This is a genomic window from Methylobacter sp. sgz302048 (assembly GCF_052162025.1).
Classification (GTDB): domain Bacteria; phylum Pseudomonadota; class Gammaproteobacteria; order Methylococcales; family Methylomonadaceae; genus Methylobacter.
In genome coordinates, this window is sequence record NZ_CP197401.1 from 3303602 (window position 1) to 3320713 (window position 17112).

Here is a 17112-nt window from a genome sequence, read left to right on the forward strand (position 1 = left end):
AGGAACATCATGGTCAAGAAATGCAGCTTAACACGTATCGGTTCATTACTCGTCTGCTGTCCTTTAGCGGCGCAGGCAGCGGGCATCGCCTCAGGCGCCGTGCCGGACATGAAAATGCATGTTTTTGAAGCGCCAGCCGGTGAACCGCCATTGACAGACAGTCGCGAAAACAGCAGCGGCGGCAGGCCGATGCACATGGTCATTTTTACCGAACCACCTTCGGGCGGACCTGCAACGGCCGATCAGGGCCAGACCATCAGCCTTGCCGCCAATGGCCCGGCCGTCGCCGAAAACTATCCGGAACCGGAGCATTACGATGACAGCCCGGAATTCCAGTTTGATTATTATATTGAAGGCGGCTATCGCCAGGATGATCTGGACTATACTATCGCCGCTCCGTCAGGCTCGCCCGATGTCCTGTCCGAACTGCAGTGGAAGGATGTGGAAAGCGCCATGTTTGAAACCGGCATCGACGTGACCTATGCCGATCACTGGCATGCGGAAGGCAAGTTCGCTTACGGCCAGGTTGTCGATGGCCATAATCAGGATTCCGATTACAAGCAGGATAATCGCCAGGGTGAATTCTCGCGCTCCTACAGCGCCAGCGACGATGGCGCGACAATCGAAGTATCAGGCGGGCTCGGCTATCACCTCGACATAGGCGGCAAGCGCTTTGCACCCCGTCTGCGTCTGACGCCCAAAGTCGGTTACGCCTTCCATACCCAGCAGTTCAATGACACCAATGGCATCCAGGTCATACCGGCGCTGGGCCATTTCGGCGGTCTGGACAGCACTTACGAAGCGACCTTTTTCGGTCCCTGGGGCGGGCTGGGAACACAACTGTTCCTGACCGACCGCCTCTCCTTACAGGGATCGGTCGAATATCACTGGGTTGATTTCGAAGGCACCGGCAACTGGAACCTGCGCGAGGATTTTCAGCATCCCAAAAGTTTCACCGATGAAGCGGAAGGCGACGGTATCGTAGCCTCGGCAGGCGGGCGCTACCGCATCAACCCGGCCTGGACGGTCAGCCTGTCTGCCGACTATCAGAAATGGAAAGCCAACAACAAGGGCATCAGCAAAACCTATTTTTCAGATGGTTCAACCGGTGAAACCCGGTTCAACGGCGTGAACTGGGATTCCTACGGCTTCAATCTGGGCATGGCTTACAGGTTTTGACAGCGTCAAGCAACTGACAATCGGATACTCATCGGCTTATGAACAAAACATCCCCTATCCCGGTTCAGGGCTTCACACTGATCGAAATGACGGTCGTGCTGCTGCTTATCACTTTGCTGGCCAGCGTCGCCATACGCGAAACCAACAGCTTGAGTTTTCAGGTCCGCTACGAACAGACCCAGGAGCGCCTGGAGCGCATCAGGGAAGCCATCCTCGGCAATCCCCGGCAGATTATCAACGGCCAGCAGGCGGTGAGCGGGTTTGTGGCGGATATGGGGAGGTTGCCGGGAAGTATCAAGGAGTTAATTCAACTCTCCAGCTATTGTTCAGATGCTACAAAACTTACCAAAGCCGATTGTGAAAACACCCCAGATGCTGTTTGGTTTGGGCGCAAAAGCTATGGCTTTTGTAACCTGAATTTTCCCAACGAAACCCAATGCCTTGCCAATTCCGGCTCATGGACCCATTTGTTTTATGGCGGCTGGAACGGGCCATATTTGAATATCTCCGGTAATCCGGCTGATAGCGATGCTTTTACCGATGGTTGGGGACGTCCGGCGCAAGGTTACTGCTCCAATATCATTTATACTAACCAAACCACTTGCGAAGCAAACACCGCAGTGTGGACACCACTAGTTAGCGACAACAATTATGGATGGTATTACGCGACTTCTACCAACGACCTACTAATTCAGAGTTACGGCAAGGATCACGTTTCCGGCGGTGTGGATTATGATGCCGATTATCCGGCGCCCGCAAGTCAACCCGAAGTAAAAAGTCAGGATTGGTTGATTGATATTTCTGGAGGCATAAGCATTAACTTTACGAAACAATTCGGAGCAAATAAATTTTGCGGCTTCAACGGACCAGCGGCAGCTACTCAATCTGCATGTAAAAATGCAGGAGGAACATGGGATGGAACAGCCTGCACATTCGGGCAAGACAGTTGCAAATCCGTCGGGGGTAAGTGGAATAGTTGCTTTTTTACACCTTCTGCTTGTAGCGCAACGGGAGGCTCGTTGCAAGCCAGATGCCAGTTTACTGAGAAATCATGTAATGCCGCAGGAGGTTCCGGCTCATGGAATACTACTAATCGGATATGTCTTGATCTTCCCACTCATCAAATTAACTGTGAAAACGCTGGCGGTTCCTGGAACGGCATAACTAATCGTTGTAATTTTAACGAATCGTCCTGCACCCTTGCTGGAGGCGCGTGGGTAATGGATTGTGAATTTACAAATGCGACCTGCCCCACGGGCACTGCCGGCGTTACATGGGAAGATACCATCAAGCCCGATTCTTGCAATTTTACCCAAACGGCCTGCAAAACACTGAACGGTACTTCGGTAGGCAATGATTACTGCTATTTAAGCCATGGCGAAAACGTCGGAGCCAAATACAACCTTGCTAGCTGTGATGCGGCAGGTGGTTCATGGACAGGAAAAATATGCCTCAATGTATTTTACCGCGGCAGTAATTCATCAATAGTCAATGTCTCCAGCAATCCAATTAGCATTGAAGAAAATGGTGGATATCAGACCATTCAATTCAACTTTGCTATTAGCCCCATTTTGATTCCCGGAGGCCAAAACGCCATAGGTATCTACGAATACGACGGCGATTGCAATCTGGATAATCCTCTTTACCCAGCCGGCCGCCAAAGCCCGATCCAGGTGGATTTCCACCCGCGCACCGGTTTGCCGGTCATCAATTGGTAAAATGTTCAAAATTCGTATTTATTTAATATTTCCAAGCGGAACGGGGTTTGCAACCCCGTTCCTAACGTTTCCATGATGTCTGAGTTAAGTGGCTGCTCTTAGCCTATGTCAAATATTTCGGACGGGGCAACATGCCCCGTCCGGCTCGAGGGCATTCGACACCATACAACGCTGGATATCGGCATTGACATGCAGTGCGAATGAATTTGCACCTACATGAGTTTTCCGTGTCTCCGGCCAATTCTGTAGGGTCGAATTCATTCGACCTGAAACATAACTGTTCGACGAAAATATATCCACACCAACAAATGAGAACAAAATAATGAAACGGTTCCATAAAACACTGCAATCAGGCATGACGCTGCTGGAAATAACGGTAGTGCTGCTGGTGCTGATAGCACTGGCCGGCCTCGTCGTACCTTATGTCGGCGGCACAGGCAGCGCAGCCATGTGTAAGACGACCGATGCGACTCTACAGACTGTAAAGCAGGCTATCATGGGCGGGACCGCTGGGCCTGGGTATTATGCCGATACATTGGGATCATATCCCTCTATCGATAAAGCGAGCTCTGATTACAACCTGAAATATTTATTCGAGCAAGGATCATGGCCGGAATACAACCCTAAAACCGGCGTGGGCTGGCGCGGACCATATTTGTTAACAGGCAGTGTCATTAATGGTACTCTCCATGGCAGCTTTGGAACGGTATTTGATCCAGCCTCTCCCGCTACCACTGCTTATGTGCATGTCAATATAACAACCGATACCGGCTCGCAGGTTTTTGACGGCTGGCATCGGCCGGTCATTTTGCAAATTCCTTATTTTAATGATGCCTTGCAACCCGACTATGCGCGTCTAGTTTCAGCAGGCCCCGGCAGCGGCCTCAAATCTGAGGAGGCAGCAATTGATATAACCATTCAATCCCGTGGTGATAAGGACTCCTATCGCGGCGATGACCGCGTTTTATTCCTGAAAATCCCCGATCCCGGCAGCAATAGGTCTTGCGATGAATCATAACGGCCAGGCTAACCAGCGGGATATAAAGTCAGCCGATGGGCCGAGGCGGCCTAACCTTCTCCAATCCCCGCCTCATTGCCATAATAATCCAGCCCGGCAATCAGCCTCATTCTGACCTGATTGTCCGGCATGCCTAACCGTTTAAACGCGGCATTCATAGCCATGCGCTTGATGGCGTCAACGGAGCCATACCTGAAGCCGAACATTTTATTCTGCTTGCCAGCGGGAAAACAGCTCATAATCGCCGCGATTCTTTCATCGACGAGCTTGCGGGCTTTCTTCAGCTCTGCGGCAATCTCGGGCTTTAAGTCTGCCGGTATTTCATGATCAACATTAGCCGGCTCAACGGGCGGCAAGTTCGTTTGGACCTTGCGGCGTATTTCGGCCAGTTTTTTGCTGCCGCCCGGCTGCAAGACCAAGCCCAATTCATTAGCCGCCACTGTGGGTCGGCTTGATTCGGAGTCGCTCTGTTTTTTATCCATCCTGTACCTGCCGATAGATTTTATTTCATACAAAAAAGCCCCTTTAATCAGGGGCTTATTTAAGTTATTTACAAAACCAGTCTCAGGTATCCTCTAGAACGGAATGTCGTCATCATAAGGCGCATCGAAATTATCGTGACCGCTATCCTGCTGAGGATATGACGGCTCGCGTGCGCCTGATGACTGATAGTTTTGTCTGCCTCTTTGCTGGGATTGCGGCTCGCTTCGCGCGCCCTCGGCGTTACGCGGACCGACCAGATCCAGAATATTGGCGTTCACTTCCAGGCTGGTCCTGGTGGAGCCGTCTTTGGCCTGATATTCCCTCTGAGTCAGTTCGCCGGAAACGAACACCTGCTGGCCTTTTTTCAGGTAATTCTGCAATTGGCCTTCGGCGCGCTTACCCCATAAGACCACTGTGAACCATAGCGTCTGTTGCTTGTCGCCGAAGCCGATATTGTTGGCGACACTGACATTCAGCACGGCCTGGCCTGATGGCAGATACCTGACTTCCGCGTCACGACCGACAGTGCCTGTAAAACTGAGTACGTTGCTCATCTTTATCTCTCGTGATTGATCAAACGGCTATTATACCTTATATCGAGACCTCAAGCCGGTTTGCCGAAGTCCATCTGAACCTTGCCGTCGACGAATTTCAGATTAGCGTCGAACGCGCTGCCTTTAGCCGACTTAAAGCCTTTCAGTACGCCTGTCTGACCGGTAGTGATCATCTTTTTCGCCATCGCGGCCGTGATTTTTTTGTGCGCGATGGTTTTCCAGATCACGGCCTTGCAGCCGTTGCGCCATTCGCTGCAACTGTAGGCTTTGGGCGTTTCGATGATCAGGCCGCTGCACAACGGGCAGTCGGCGATAGCTTCTTTTGCAATGGGCGCCGACTTGCCGGCGGCTTTGATATAGCCCGCCTCGCCTTGCGCGTTCAGAGTCAGCTGGGCGTTGAAGACCTCATCGCCGACATGGACTTTATAGGCTTGCAGGGTCCGGCCATTCTGCAGGAGCTGACTGGCCAGTTCGTGCGTAACCGGCACGCCATAGACTTCCTTCCAAAGCACGAATTGGCAGCCTTCCTTCCAGCCGCTGCAACCATAGCCTTTACGCCCTTCGATGACCGGTTTATGGCACAGCGGGCATTCACCCAGTTTGCCGGCGTCATAAAGCGGCTTGGTCGATTCATCCTTGATCTTTTGGGTGAACTTGATGATTTCGGCCATGAATTGATCGGGGTCATAAGCGTTCTGTTCTATTTTCTTGAGCTTGGACTCCCATTCGCCGGTCATGGCTGCGGATTTCAGCCGGTCATCGGCGATGATGGCGATCAGATGGCGGCCCGCTTCAGTGCTGAGCAGGTTTTTCTTCTGACGCTCAATGTAGTTGCGCTTGATCAGCGTTTCTATAATGGCGGCTCTTGTTGCCGGCGTTCCCAGCCCCTTTTCCTTGAGCGCTTCCTTAAGCGTTTCATCGTCACAGGTCTTGCCCGCCGATTCCATCATGCTCAACAAGGCCGCTTCCGTGTACGGCTTGGGCGGCGTGGTCTTGCCCTGGCTGACCGAAGGCTGATGCGGGCCCGTCTCGCCCTGCATGAATTCAGGCAGAATCTTTTGCTCTTTGTCCTTTTTCTCGTCGTTTTTGTACAGCGCCTGCCAGCCCGGCGACACGATCACCGTGCCGGTGGTTTTGAATTGCACCTGGTTGGTTTCGCCCTGAACCGTCGTGACCTGCTTGATGCAGGGCGGATAAAAAGCCGCGATAAAGCGTATGGCGATGGCCTGGTAAAGCTTTTCCTCATCGTAGGACAGGTTGCCGGGCAGCGTCGTGGTCGGGATGATGGCGTGGTGATCGGTGACCTTGGCATTATTGAAATAACGCGCGTTCAGCGTCAGTTTGTCCAGGTCGAGCGGCGCTATCTGCGGCCCGAACGGCCCCCCGCGCAGCTTTTCCAGCAGCGGCTTCATGCCGGCTTTCATGTCGTTGCTTAAATAACGGCTGTCCGTACGCGGATAGGTGATGTGCTTCTTCTCGTACAATTGCTGGGCGCAGGTCAGGGTGCGATCGGCCGTGAAGCCGTAGCGCATGCTCATGTCTTTTTGCAGATCGGTCAGATCGTACAGCAAGGGCGGGTTGACCGTCTCCTGCTTGCCCTTGACGGCCGTAATCCGAAATTCGTGCCCGTCAATCCGGCTAAGCAGCGCTTCGGCATCGACCTGCTGGTCAAAGCGCCCGCCGGCGTACTGGAAAACCGTGTCGCGGTACAGCGTCTGTAATTCCCAAAAATCTTTGGGAATGAAGCTGGCGATCTCCGCATCGCGCTGCACGATCAAAGCCAGCACGGGCGTCTGAACGCGGCCTATGGTCCACAGCGTGCCGTTCTGGCCGAATTTCAGCGTATAAAGCCGCGTGGCGTTCAGGCCGACGATCCAGTCCGATTCGCTGCGGCATTTGGCAGCGCGATAGAGATTGTCATAAAGCCTGCCGTCCTGTAATTGGGCAAAGCCTTTGCGTATGGCTTCATCCGTTAATGAGCTGATCCACAGGCGCTTGAACGGCTTGCTCAGGCATTGGCTCCAGGACAGGATGTAGCGGAAGATCAGCTCGCCTTCCCGTCCCGCGTCAGTCGCGCAGATGATTTCATCGGCTTCTTTGAATAAATGCTTGATCGTGTTGAGCTGTTTTTTGGCCGAGGCATCGCCGCGCGCTTTCAGGCCGAATTTTTCGGGGATGATGGGCAGCGTTTCCAAAGACCAGCGCTTCCATTCCTTGTGATAGTCGTCCGGTTCTTTCAACTCGACCAGATGCCCGAAGGCCCAGGTGATCCGGTAGCCGTTGCCCTCGAAATAGCCGTCGCGCTTGTTGCGGATGTTCAAGCAGCGGGCTATGTCGCGGGCGACTGACGGCTTCTCCGTTAAGATGACTTTCATAGAACAATGAGCAAGCTAATACTTGCCCATTATAGCAAATCCCCTTATTTGATGACGCGATAACAAGGCGAATAGGCCTTGCCGGGCAGCTTCATGCGTTGCTGCGCGACAAATGAGGCCAGCAAGGAATCCATCAGTTTCATGATGCCGGCATCGCCGCGAATTTCGAAATGGCCGTATTGCTCAATGGTGCGGATGCCGTCGGCTTTTACGTTGCCGGCGACGATGCCCGAGAAGGTCCGGCGCAGGTTCGCGGCCAGCACATGCGTTTCCTGATTCTTGTGCAAGGCCAGGTTTCGCATGTTGTCATGCGTGGGAATAAACGGATGCTGGAATACCGGATCGACCTTCAACGACCAGTTGAAATAGTAGGCATCGCCTTTTTCCTTGCGGAAACTGCGCACCTGCTTGATGCCTTCATGCATTTCGCGCGCGACCTGGACGGGATTGTCGACAATAATCTGATAACGCTGCTGCGCTTTAGGCCCTAGCGTGCCGCCAATAAAACGGTCGATTTCATTGAAATAGTCGATGGCGGTGTCAGGGCCGGTAAAGATCAGCGGAAACGGCATGTCTTTATTATCGGGATGCAGCAGAACGCCCAGGATGTACAGGATTTCCTCGGCCGTGCCGGCGCCGCCGGGAAATACGATAATGCCGTGGCCGGTGCGCACGAAGGCTTCCAGCCGTTTTTCAATATCCGGCATGATGACAAGATCGTTCACGATCGGGTTCGGGGATTCGGCCGCGATAATGCCCGGCTCCGAAATACCCAGATACTGGCCGTTCTTGATGCGCTGCTTGGAGTGAGCGACAGCGGCGCCCTTCATCGGCCCTTTCATCGCGCCCGGCCCGCAGCCGGTACAGATATCCAGTCCGCGCAGGCCCAATTCATGCCCGACCTGCTTGGAATAGTCGTACTCAATACGGCTGATCGAGTGCCCGCCCCAGCACACGACCAGGTTCGGATTGGTCATCGGGCGCAGGATATTGGCGTTGCGCATGATATGAAAAACGGCGTTGGTAATGCCGTCCGAGGTCTGCAGATTGAATTTCGGATTGTCGTTGATCTCGTCGCTGACGTAAATAATGTCGCGCAGCACGGCGAACAGGTGTTCATTGATGCCTTTGATCATCTTGCCGTCGACAAAGGCATGCGCGGGCGCGCCTGTCACTTCCAGCTTGATGCCGCGCTCTTCCTGAATCACGTGAATATCGAACGACGAGTAGCGTTCCAGGAGTTCCTTGCCGTCATCCATGGCGCTGCCGCAGTTCAGCACCGCCAGCGAACAGTTGCGGAATACCTGGTACAGTCCGCCCTGGCTGGTATCCAGCAGTTTACTGACTTCAATCTTGGACAGCACATCGAGACGACCTTCGGGGGAAATTAATGCATCGACTACTTTATGTTTCATTGTATATTCCTTTAACTATTTGTATTGTCTAAATTGCCTACCGCCTGCACTCTCAGGTTCGGTACGACTCATCGGAGAAAACGGCTCTATGCGCCCCTGTTTTCCCGGCAGTTCATTTATCATTCAGCATTCTTGCCCTATGCTCCAGCCAAAACCCGCCTATCCAAGGATATAACACATGAACGCATTAATTAAAAAGATATTTGCTGTCGGTTCAATACTGCTGCTGAGCGCCTGCGCCCATTATTCCGGCGCCTATTATCCCGATAGCGTATCTTATGGCGGCGGCTATACGGTCATAGAAAGGGATTATTACCGAAGTATGCCGGATTATGGACATAGACACTACAGTTCGGGCGGTGATCATTTTCATGATGTCTATCAGCCGCGCCGGCAAGCCGAATATGGCAGAGCGCCGCATGAGCATTATTACCCCGATCAGAGACCCCACGCCGACTCACATCGCTGGGAACAACCTCATTGGCAGCATGAAGACCATAGATCCCATAGGGAAGATCGCAGAATACCAGAGCATACTGCGCAGCCAAGGTTCCGGGATGATAATCACCAGAGGCACTGGCCCAGCATTGAGCGCACAGCACCTGCAGGCGGCCGCTTTAATCCGGGGCAATTTGGAGGGGCAAGAGATAACCATAGCCGGCAGTATGAAAATCGCGGACCTCGTCAAGGCGAGCACAGAGGACCGGGCCATGCCGAACAGCAAGGGCGCTGGAACGGCAACCGCCAGCAACACGGGAATCGCGGGGATGGCCGCGCACATCAGCACGGCCGCTACGAATAGCGGGCTTAATTCAGCTTTTATTTCAAACAGGCCTGGCTAAATGCAGGCCTGCACCTTGGCAGCCATCGCCATGCCCAGCGCCAGATGCCCTGCTTCATCCAGATGTACGCCGTCGACGGGGCTGGGCTCGCAATAATCGGCGGCATCAATGAAATAGCATCCGGCCGCGCTGGCGACGGCGGCGTAATGTTGCTCGAATTCCGCAGACCGCTCAGGCAAACCATGGCACTTCAGGCCAAGCTCGGCGGAAAGCTGGGTGATTCTGGGCGGGCTGACCAACAGCACATCAGGCGGCAGATCATCCGGCCCGCAACTGCTTTTTTGCACGATGTCGATCAGTATGCCGGCGCCGCGCGCCGCATCGAAAGCCGTGTTGTCCCTGAAATGCAGCACGTCATTTGTGCCCAGCATCAGGATCACCAGATCCAGCGGCGCGTGCGACTGCAGCAGCGGCAGCAGCAGCGCCGCACCGTTGCGGCCGGGCCGGAACGGTTCGTCCCAGACCGTATAGCGCCCGCTGAGGCCTTCCTCGACAACACGGTAATCATTGCCGAGTTCGCGGCTGAGAATGCCGGGCCAGCGTATTTCAGGGGCATAGCGTTGGCCTGTGCCCGGAATATAACCCCAGGTATTGGAGTCGCCATAACAGAGTATCGTCTTCATGCGTTTAAAGCCTTTTAGCAGCAATAGTTAAATTTCAGAATAGATCGGGAATGCCCGGCACAAGGCAGAAACCTGCTCGCGGACATGGGCTTCCACAGCCGCATTACCGGCATTGTTGGCCAGCCCATCCAATACCTCGGCGATCCAGCCGGCGATTTGTGCAAACTCGGCGGTGCCGAAACCGCGCGTCGTGCCGGCGTTGGCCGACAGGCGGATGCCCGAGGCAATCTCGGCCGGCAGCGGATCGAACGGAATCAGGTTTTTATTGCAGGTCAGCCCTGCCCTTTCCAGCGCAACCACGGCACGGGCGCCGTCAAGTCCTTTGGCAGTCAAATCGACCAGCATGAGCCCTGTATCGGTCTGCCCGGACACGATGCGATACCCGGCCTTCGCCAGACTTTCAGCCAGGGCTTTGGCATTGGCCAGCACCTGAGCATTATAGGCCTTGAATTCAGGCTGCAGCGCTTCGCCCAGGCATACGGCCTTGCCGGCAATCGCATGCAGGAGCAACGAGCCCTGTACGCCGGGAAAGACCGAAGCCGCTATTTTTTTGGCGATCGTCTCGTCATTGGTCAGGATGATGCCGCCGCGCGCCCCCCGCAAGCTCTTGTAGGTAGTCGTCGTCACGACATGGGCATGCGGAAACGGATCAGGATAATAACCGGTCGCGACCAGACCGGCGAAATGCGCCATATCGACCAGCAGATAAGCCCCTACCTCATCGGCAATTGCCCTTAACCGGGGAAAATCGATAATCCGGCCGTAAGCCGAGCCGCCGACAATGATCAGCTTGGGTCTGTGTGCCTGTGCGAGCCGGCGCACCTCCGCATAATCGATGCATTCATCCTCGCGGCTCACGCCGTAACTGACGATGCGGTAACGCCGCCCTGTCTGGGTCGCCGGATGACCGTGGCTGATATGGCCGCCCGCCGCCACATCCATGGACAAAATCGTATCGCCGTAGCCGAGCAGAGCCAGGAAAGTCGCCTGATTGGCGTTGCTGCCCGAATGGGGCTGCACGTTGGCGTAGCGGCAGTTGAACAGGCGGCAGGCCCGGTCGATCGCCAGCTGTTCTACGCGGTCGGCGAATTCGGCGCCGCCGTAGTAGCGCCCGCCCGGATAGCCTTCGACGGTCTTGTTGGTCAGGATGGAGCCCTGCGCCTGCAATACGGCGCGGCTGACGAAATTCTCCGAGGCGATCAATTCGATCTGGTCGTGCTGTCGGTTTAGTTCGCCGGCAATGGCCTGCCATATTTCGGGATCGGATTCGCGTAGTCCTGCTGAAAAAAAGTCCTGTTTGGGTTTGGTCATTGCTGGAACGGAATAGCGATTAAAAATGTGGAAGTATTTGAGATAAGGAAAGATAACCACGAAGGGCACAGAGTGTTTTTCGACTTTTATCTCTGTGCCCTCAGTGGTTGATAAAGGGCATCAGCCGGCAGTTTCTCCGCTTTCGGTTTTAGGAACTAACTGCTTCACCTTCTCCAATACTTCCTGCGCATGACCTTCGGGATTGACGTTGTACAGGGCCTCTTCCACCTTGCCGTCCTGATTGATGATGAAAGTCGAGCGCACGATTTTCATTTTCTTTTCGCCTTCCTTTTCGACTTCCTGCCAGACGCCGTACTTGTTGCACAATTCGCCCGAGGTATCGGCCAGCAACGGCACATTCAGATTATATTTGTCTATAAAAGCTCTATGGCACTCGCAGGTGTCTTTGCTGACGCCTATCACGACGGTATTCAGATCGGCAAAATCCTGGGCCAGCGAGGTAAAGTCATTGGCTTCTATCGTGCAGCCGGGCGTATCGTCTTTCGGGTAAAAATACAGCACGACATTCTTGCCGTAGTAATCCGATAAATACACTAATTTATTATTCTGGTTAATCGCTCTGAAAAAAGGCGCCTCTTGGTCTCTCTCTATCATTAGTCCTCCTTAATCTCTATAAAAATCTACATTGAAAAATCGCATTCCAAAGCCCACTTTACCGCTAACACCGCGTAGGCCAATATTCCTGTATCTCTCCCTCCGCGGCAATAAAAACGGCACTGGCCAGCCCGCGAAAGATACCGTGCTCGACGACGCCCGGCGTATCGTTCAAGGCGATGTCGAGTTCCTGAGCATCAAAATTCGAATCGAAAACCATATCGAGCACCAGACTGCCGTAGGAAGTTATGGCCAGTCCGTCTTTGGCCGCATTCTGGCGCAGATTGCCGTGTCCGCCCAATGACTCGAGCCGCTTCTTGACCAATTGCCAAGCGAACGGCATGACCTCGACCGGTATAGGGAAATGTTCGCCGATGCGGCCCACCTGCTTGCTTCGGTCGACCAGCACGATAAACATATCGCTGGCCCTGGCCAGCAGCTTTTCCCGGACCAAGTCGTATCCGCGGCCTTTCAGCAGAGTCATATCCGGGGTCACCTCATCGGCGCCATCGACGTAAAGATCGAGCCGGGTCAGGTGCTCCAGCGCCACCAATGGCAGCCCGAGTTCCTGAGCCCTGATCGTACTGACGACGGAACTGGCCGCCGCAGTCACCTGCAAGCCTTCCTCAGCGCGGCGGCGCGCAAGCTCATCAATAAAATAATTGGCAGTCGAGCCTGTGCCAAGACCGACGATCATGCCATCCTTAACCTGCTGGGCCGCATGCCGCGCGACTAATTCTTTATCGTTCATGCTGTGCTCCTGGGCTGACTCAAGCCGTCTGAAATAAATAGTACATCCGCCGGCCGGGAGATGACCACTGGTATTTTCAAAAAATTACAATTCTGAAAAACCCTCGATTGACATCCCGACGCTCGAGATAAAAACCTGCCACTTTCAAAATTAAAGTTTGACACCGCTGAAATAACGCCTAGAATGGACGTCAGCTAGAAAATATGATTTACCCTTTGTTTTCCATTTCGATGTTTCTTCTTTAGTTTCTCGTCCTGTACTTCATTTGTAATTTCCAAATTTACCAGCTGTTTCTGGCCTGATTTAAGGCTTTAATTCAATATATCTATAGGACTCATTATGTCTACAATGACTACCGGCATCGTTAAATGGTTTAACTCAGAGAAAGGTTTCGGCTTTATCGAACAGAAATCCGGCCCTGATGTTTTCGTACATTTCAGAAATATCCTGAGCGCAGGCGGTTTCAGATCGCTTGACGAAGGACAAAAAGTACAGTTTAGCGTCTCACAAGGTCAAAAAGGCCCGCAAGCTGAAGACGTAACTGTAATCGGCTAAAGCACACTTCAACGGACGGCGACACAAGCAATTGTGTCGCCGTCCGCATTTAGTTGACAACCCAACCCATCTGTTAGTCCGCATATTAGGGCTGTAGCTCCGGTACAGAACTGCTGGAGACTGTCGTCAAAACTTCGCTGATAGCATCGAAATCCACCGGTTTAAGAAAGTGGTAGTCAAAACCGGCCATTCGTGAATGCTTCCGATCCTCATCCTGTCCATAACCGGTCACGGCAACCAACTTCGCATGCCTCATCTCTGGCATTTCGCGCAACCGCCGGGCAACCTCATAACCATCTATGTCGGGCAGGCCAATATCGAGTATGACGACTTTAGGTTGGAAGTCGACAGCGTATGTCAACGTATCAGTGCCGCATGCTACGGTCGCCACCTCATGCCCTGACAAGCGAAGCAGGACGGCAAGGCTTTCAGCGCTATCGATATTATCATCGACAACCAGAATCCGAAGTTGCGGGATTTCTTCAGGGGAACCGGCAGGAGTCGAATCGCCAGTCAAAGCATCGGCCACATGCCCGGCCGGCAGGAGCGGAAGCCGCACTGTAAATTCACTACCCAAATCAAGCCCTGCACTGGCCGCCGTGACAGAACCGCCATGCAGTTCGGCCAGGCGCTGCACCAGGTTCAATCCCAGCCCCAAACCGCCTTGGGAGTGCGCAAGTGAGCGGTCTGCCTGCGTGAAAATATCGAACACATGCGGCAACAGTTCCGATGCAATACCGATGCCGGTATCCTGAACCCGGATCAGCGCCCAATTAGCCTCTGCCACGACACTCAGCTTGATATCGCCGCCCTCCTGCATGTATTTAGCCGCATTATTCAGCAGATTCATCAGGATCTGCTCTAACCGCATGGCATCGCCTTCCAGCCATTGCGGTTCCGCCGGCAGGGAGAGCGCGAGGCGGTGCCTTTTGGACTCAATGAGCGGCCGGCAGCTTTCAATAGCGCAGGCAACGACATCGCTCAGATTGATGCGCTGGTTTTTCAGGATGATTTTACCCTGCATGATGCGGGCCGTATCGAGCAAATCATCCAGAAGCCTGGCCATGTGTTGCACCTGCCGGTCAATAACGTCATATCCCCAATCGGCTGTAGGGTTAGCATGATCGATTTTCCTCAGCACCTGCACGGCGTTGCGGATAGGCGCCAGCGGATTGCGCAGCTCGTGAGCGAGCATGGCAAGAAACTCATCCTTGCGGCGATGATTTTCCTGCAATGCTTCGGCGGCACGCTTGCGATCGGTTACGTCGAAAAAGATGACTCCGATTCGGCCCGGCTCGGTCCGGAAAGCACTGATTTCAAAGCAGCTTCCCAAGGAATTAGCCCACATTTCAAAGTGGGTATGCTCACCGGTCAAAGCCACTTTGTCAAAAACCTGATGCCATGTTGGCCTTGTGTCCGGGAACAGCTCACGAACCGTGCGGCCAACGATATCGCCGGCGTTCAAGCCTGTCTGATGCTCGAACGCCGGATTGACTTCCAGGACACGCAGGTCGCAAGGATTGCCCGATTCATCGTAAATAATTTCATCGAACATGAGCCCTTCGGTCATTGTCTCGAAAAGCGTGCGGTACTGCTTTTCGCTGCGTTGCAGCGCCTTTTCGGCCTGTTTATGCTCCTTACGCAATCTGAGCGCCGTGATGCCAAAGCTGAGATCATCCGCCAGCTCGGCCAGCAATTTAATTTCATCTTCCGAGAAGAGTTCCGGCTCCATGGAATAGATGGTAATGGCGCCGACGACCGCATTATGGGCAAACAGCGGAAAGGCGAGCGCCGAGGCATATCCCTTCGTAAGAAAAAAATCGAGTTGATAGCCGGCATCGGCAAACAAGGGAAAGGTAAGCGACGAAGCGTATCCCATTTTTATCGCCTCTTCACGCCATAGTTTGAAGCTGGGATCGGCCTGCAGATTGCGAAAGATACTGGGCTCTCCAGTGCGTATGCACGTGCCCGTGGGACCTCGCCCTCGCTCGTTATCCATCCAGGTGATATTCAGGCTTTCCAGATAATCTTTCTCGAAACCGGCATGGGCGACAGGCCGGACAGTCCTGTTTTCATCGTGTTCCGCATAGCCTATCCACACCATTGTGTGTTCGCAGTCTTCGGCAATAATGCGGCATATCTCATTCAAGTACGCCATTTCATCGGTGGCGCGCATCATCACTTGACTGCTGCGTGTAATCACGCTGAGTGTGCGGTTAAGCTTTTGAAGCTCGGCTTCTTTACTCTTGCGTTCAGCGACAAATCGGGCTTCGGTCTCGGCCACGGCAACTCGCGCCAGCGTGTGATGCATGCTCTCGGTAATCCATGAGAGCATGACGCCAGTGACAGCAAAGACCGCAATGCCTAACCAATCGCCTGGCTCTTCAATGGAAAATTGCCATTCCTGCCCAATCCAGAAATAATCCGCCAGAAGAGCCGACAACACGACAGCCAATAAACCGGCCCGCATGCCGCCATAGGATGCAGCGGCTATCACAGCCGGATAGAACGTCACAAAGGCGACGCGCATCTCCAGCTCTTGCAGGAACACCAGGCGCACGATGGCGGCGGCAACGGCTATCGCGACGGTAATGCCATAATGATAAAGACTATTGTTTGCCGGACGCTCCAGCCGGATCTCATGCTTACCCGACTCGCGTATCAACATGAAAGCCGCAGCCAGCATATAGACGCCGCCGAGAAATTGGGCGCCGCGTCCTGCCCAGCCTAACAGGCTGCCATGGACGGACTGGATCATAACGCCGAATAGCCCGACTGCAAGCAGCAGCAACGCCAGGGAATACCAGTTTATAAAACAGGACGCGCGCGAATGGTTCATCGCGCGCAGCAGGATAGCCGTAAAAACAAACATGGCAATGGCGGAACCCAATACCAATTGCCGCACCGGCGTTCCGCCCTGGCCCTGTATGAAAAAAACCGGAGTCCAGCTGGAGAGCACCATCCAGACAACCAGCGCCACAGTGACAAAGGCTATCGCAAAACTCATCGCGAGCCAGAAGTACGATGTGCCCAAGGCAAATCTCCATCTCAATGAAAAGGCCGCGCCCGCCAAATGGCATAAGGCCGATATCCAGGCACAGATATTATGAATGGTTACCAGGGCGTTCTGATCGATATGCTCGTAGCCATCTCTTATCAGTGTGGCTATGCCAGCCAGAAACCCGGCAGAACCCCAGAATAAAGCACCACAACCCAACAGCAACAGCCCCGGCATGCCATTGGTCATGAAACTGCGGCCAATCAGGTAAACAATGAGCAGTGATACCAGCGTCGAAAGACAGAAAGACAGACCAATCTGGAGATAAGGCAATTCATACGCTATTCCCGAATCCACCGCCCATAATAGAGATATCGCAACAAGCAAGAGGGGAATCGGCAACCATGCCATTCGGTTCCACAAAGACCTTTCGTGCTTTAAATAAATTGACTCAGGCACCGTATTATCCAAGGACCTGTTTCGGCCCACCGCTTAATGGCTCAGAATTTGAAAGAAATCTTTTTATTTATCAGCTGATGTTACACAAAGGCAGTTTCATCCCGTTTGCCACGCCGAGCGCCGCAGTTTTCCTCGTTCCCACGCTCCTGCGTGGAACGCATACCGAGCTTGGATACGACGTACTGCTCTCAAAGCTCGGTATCGGTTCCCACGGAG

General features: G+C 53.6%; 14 protein-coding genes. 5 read left to right on the forward strand and 9 right to left on the reverse strand.

Annotated elements, in window-relative coordinates:
• The first annotated feature begins 9 nt into the window (after positions 1-9).
• The 3 genes from ACTNE6_RS14685 (at position 10) to ACTNE6_RS14695 (ending at position 3915) form a co-directional block, all read left to right on the forward strand.
• Entirely contained in the window at positions 10-1179 is a 1170-nt protein-coding gene (locus tag ACTNE6_RS14685) for a hypothetical protein (RefSeq protein ID WP_442497260.1), read from the forward strand.
• 38 nt (positions 1180-1217) lie between these two features.
• Positions 1218-2897, forward strand: a complete 1680-nt coding sequence (locus tag ACTNE6_RS14690; protein WP_442497261.1) for a prepilin-type N-terminal cleavage/methylation domain-containing protein — start codon at positions 1218-1220, stop codon at positions 2895-2897.
• Positions 2898-3219: 322 nt separating this feature from the next.
• Positions 3220-3915 (forward strand): hypothetical protein, encoded by a 696-nt coding sequence (locus tag ACTNE6_RS14695; protein WP_442497262.1) that lies wholly within the window; start codon positions 3220-3222, stop codon positions 3913-3915.
• Between the two features lie 50 nt (positions 3916-3965).
• Here ACTNE6_RS14695 and ACTNE6_RS14700 read toward each other — a convergent pair whose 3' ends face one another.
• From ACTNE6_RS14700 to ppnN, 4 genes are all read right to left on the reverse strand, one after another.
• Positions 3966-4397: a hypothetical protein gene (locus ACTNE6_RS14700; RefSeq protein ID WP_442497263.1), complete on the reverse strand. Its 432-nt coding sequence runs from the start codon at positions 4395-4397 to the stop codon at positions 3966-3968.
• A gap of 93 nt (positions 4398-4490) precedes the next feature.
• Positions 4491-4952 carry a single-stranded DNA-binding protein gene (locus tag ACTNE6_RS14705; protein WP_442497264.1) on the reverse strand — a complete coding sequence of 154 codons (462 nt, stop codon included), beginning with the start codon at positions 4950-4952 and terminating at the stop codon, positions 4491-4493.
• Between the two features lie 50 nt (positions 4953-5002).
• On the reverse strand, positions 5003-7327 hold the full coding sequence (locus ACTNE6_RS14710) for a DNA topoisomerase 3 (RefSeq protein ID WP_442497265.1): 2325 nt from the start codon (positions 7325-7327) through the stop codon (positions 5003-5005).
• Between the two features lie 44 nt (positions 7328-7371).
• Positions 7372-8742 (reverse strand): nucleotide 5'-monophosphate nucleosidase PpnN, encoded by a 1371-nt coding sequence (gene ppnN, locus ACTNE6_RS14715; RefSeq protein ID WP_331818088.1) that lies wholly within the window; start codon positions 8740-8742, stop codon positions 7372-7374.
• 178 nt (positions 8743-8920) lie between these two features.
• On the opposite strand from ppnN, the gene ACTNE6_RS14720 reads away from it, so the two are divergent.
• A complete protein-coding gene (locus tag ACTNE6_RS14720) occupies positions 8921-9544 on the forward strand; it encodes a hypothetical protein (RefSeq protein WP_442497266.1) in 624 nt (207 codons plus the stop codon).
• Between the two features lie 36 nt (positions 9545-9580).
• Here the strand turns inward: ACTNE6_RS14720 and ACTNE6_RS14725 are convergent, their stop codons facing one another.
• The 4 genes from ACTNE6_RS14725 to rpiA form a co-directional block, all read right to left on the reverse strand.
• Complete coding sequence (locus tag ACTNE6_RS14725) at positions 9581-10207, reverse strand: SGNH/GDSL hydrolase family protein (protein WP_194970692.1); 627 nt, start codon at positions 10205-10207, stop codon at positions 9581-9583.
• Between the two features lie 27 nt (positions 10208-10234).
• Positions 10235-11518: a serine hydroxymethyltransferase gene (gene glyA, locus ACTNE6_RS14730; RefSeq protein ID WP_442497267.1), complete on the reverse strand. Its 1284-nt coding sequence runs from the start codon at positions 11516-11518 to the stop codon at positions 10235-10237.
• A gap of 120 nt (positions 11519-11638) precedes the next feature.
• Complete coding sequence (locus ACTNE6_RS14735; RefSeq protein WP_442497268.1) at positions 11639-12133, reverse strand: peroxiredoxin; 495 nt, start codon at positions 12131-12133, stop codon at positions 11639-11641.
• A 64-nt stretch (positions 12134-12197) separates the two neighbouring features.
• Positions 12198-12884 carry a ribose-5-phosphate isomerase RpiA gene (gene rpiA / locus ACTNE6_RS14740; protein ID WP_194970689.1) on the reverse strand — a complete coding sequence of 229 codons (687 nt, stop codon included), beginning with the start codon at positions 12882-12884 and terminating at the stop codon, positions 12198-12200.
• 348 nt (positions 12885-13232) lie between these two features.
• Between rpiA and ACTNE6_RS14745 the strand changes: the two genes are divergently transcribed.
• Positions 13233-13439: a cold-shock protein gene (locus ACTNE6_RS14745; RefSeq protein WP_194970716.1), complete on the forward strand. Its 207-nt coding sequence runs from the start codon at positions 13233-13235 to the stop codon at positions 13437-13439.
• Positions 13440-13524: 85 nt separating this feature from the next.
• Here ACTNE6_RS14745 and ACTNE6_RS14750 read toward each other — a convergent pair whose 3' ends face one another.
• On the reverse strand, positions 13525-16848 hold the full coding sequence (locus ACTNE6_RS14750) for an ATP-binding protein (protein ID WP_442497269.1): 3324 nt from the start codon (positions 16846-16848) through the stop codon (positions 13525-13527).
• Between the last annotated feature and the right edge of the window lie 264 nt (positions 16849-17112).

Coding starts and splice junctions, on each gene's coding strand:
- ACTNE6_RS14725 (WP_194970692.1), bottom strand. CDS start 10,207: ATGAAGACGATACTCTGTTATGGCGACTCCAATACCTGGGGTTATATT.
- ACTNE6_RS14700 (WP_442497263.1), bottom strand. CDS start 4,397: ATGGATAAAAAACAGAGCGACTCCGAATCAAGCCGACCCACAGTGGCG.
- ACTNE6_RS14720 (WP_442497266.1), top strand. CDS start 8,921: ATGAACGCATTAATTAAAAAGATATTTGCTGTCGGTTCAATACTGCTG.
- ACTNE6_RS14745 (WP_194970716.1), top strand. CDS start 13,233: ATGACTACCGGCATCGTTAAATGGTTTAACTCAGAGAAAGGTTTCGGC.
- ACTNE6_RS14705 (WP_442497264.1), bottom strand. CDS start 4,952: ATGAGCAACGTACTCAGTTTTACAGGCACTGTCGGTCGTGACGCGGAA.
- glyA (WP_442497267.1), bottom strand. CDS start 11,518: ATGACCAAACCCAAACAGGACTTTTTTTCAGCAGGACTACGCGAATCC.
- ACTNE6_RS14685 (WP_442497260.1), top strand. CDS start 10: ATGGTCAAGAAATGCAGCTTAACACGTATCGGTTCATTACTCGTCTGC.
- ppnN (WP_331818088.1), bottom strand. CDS start 8,742: ATGAAACATAAAGTAGTCGATGCATTAATTTCCCCCGAAGGTCGTCTC.
- ACTNE6_RS14690 (WP_442497261.1), top strand. CDS start 1,218: ATGAACAAAACATCCCCTATCCCGGTTCAGGGCTTCACACTGATCGAA.
- rpiA (WP_194970689.1), bottom strand. CDS start 12,884: ATGAACGATAAAGAATTAGTCGCGCGGCATGCGGCCCAGCAGGTTAAG.
- ACTNE6_RS14735 (WP_442497268.1), bottom strand. CDS start 12,133: ATGATAGAGAGAGACCAAGAGGCGCCTTTTTTCAGAGCGATTAACCAG.
- ACTNE6_RS14710 (WP_442497265.1), bottom strand. CDS start 7,327: ATGAAAGTCATCTTAACGGAGAAGCCGTCAGTCGCCCGCGACATAGCC.
- ACTNE6_RS14750 (WP_442497269.1), bottom strand. CDS start 16,848: ATGGCATGGTTGCCGATTCCCCTCTTGCTTGTTGCGATATCTCTATTA.
- ACTNE6_RS14695 (WP_442497262.1), top strand. CDS start 3,220: ATGAAACGGTTCCATAAAACACTGCAATCAGGCATGACGCTGCTGGAA.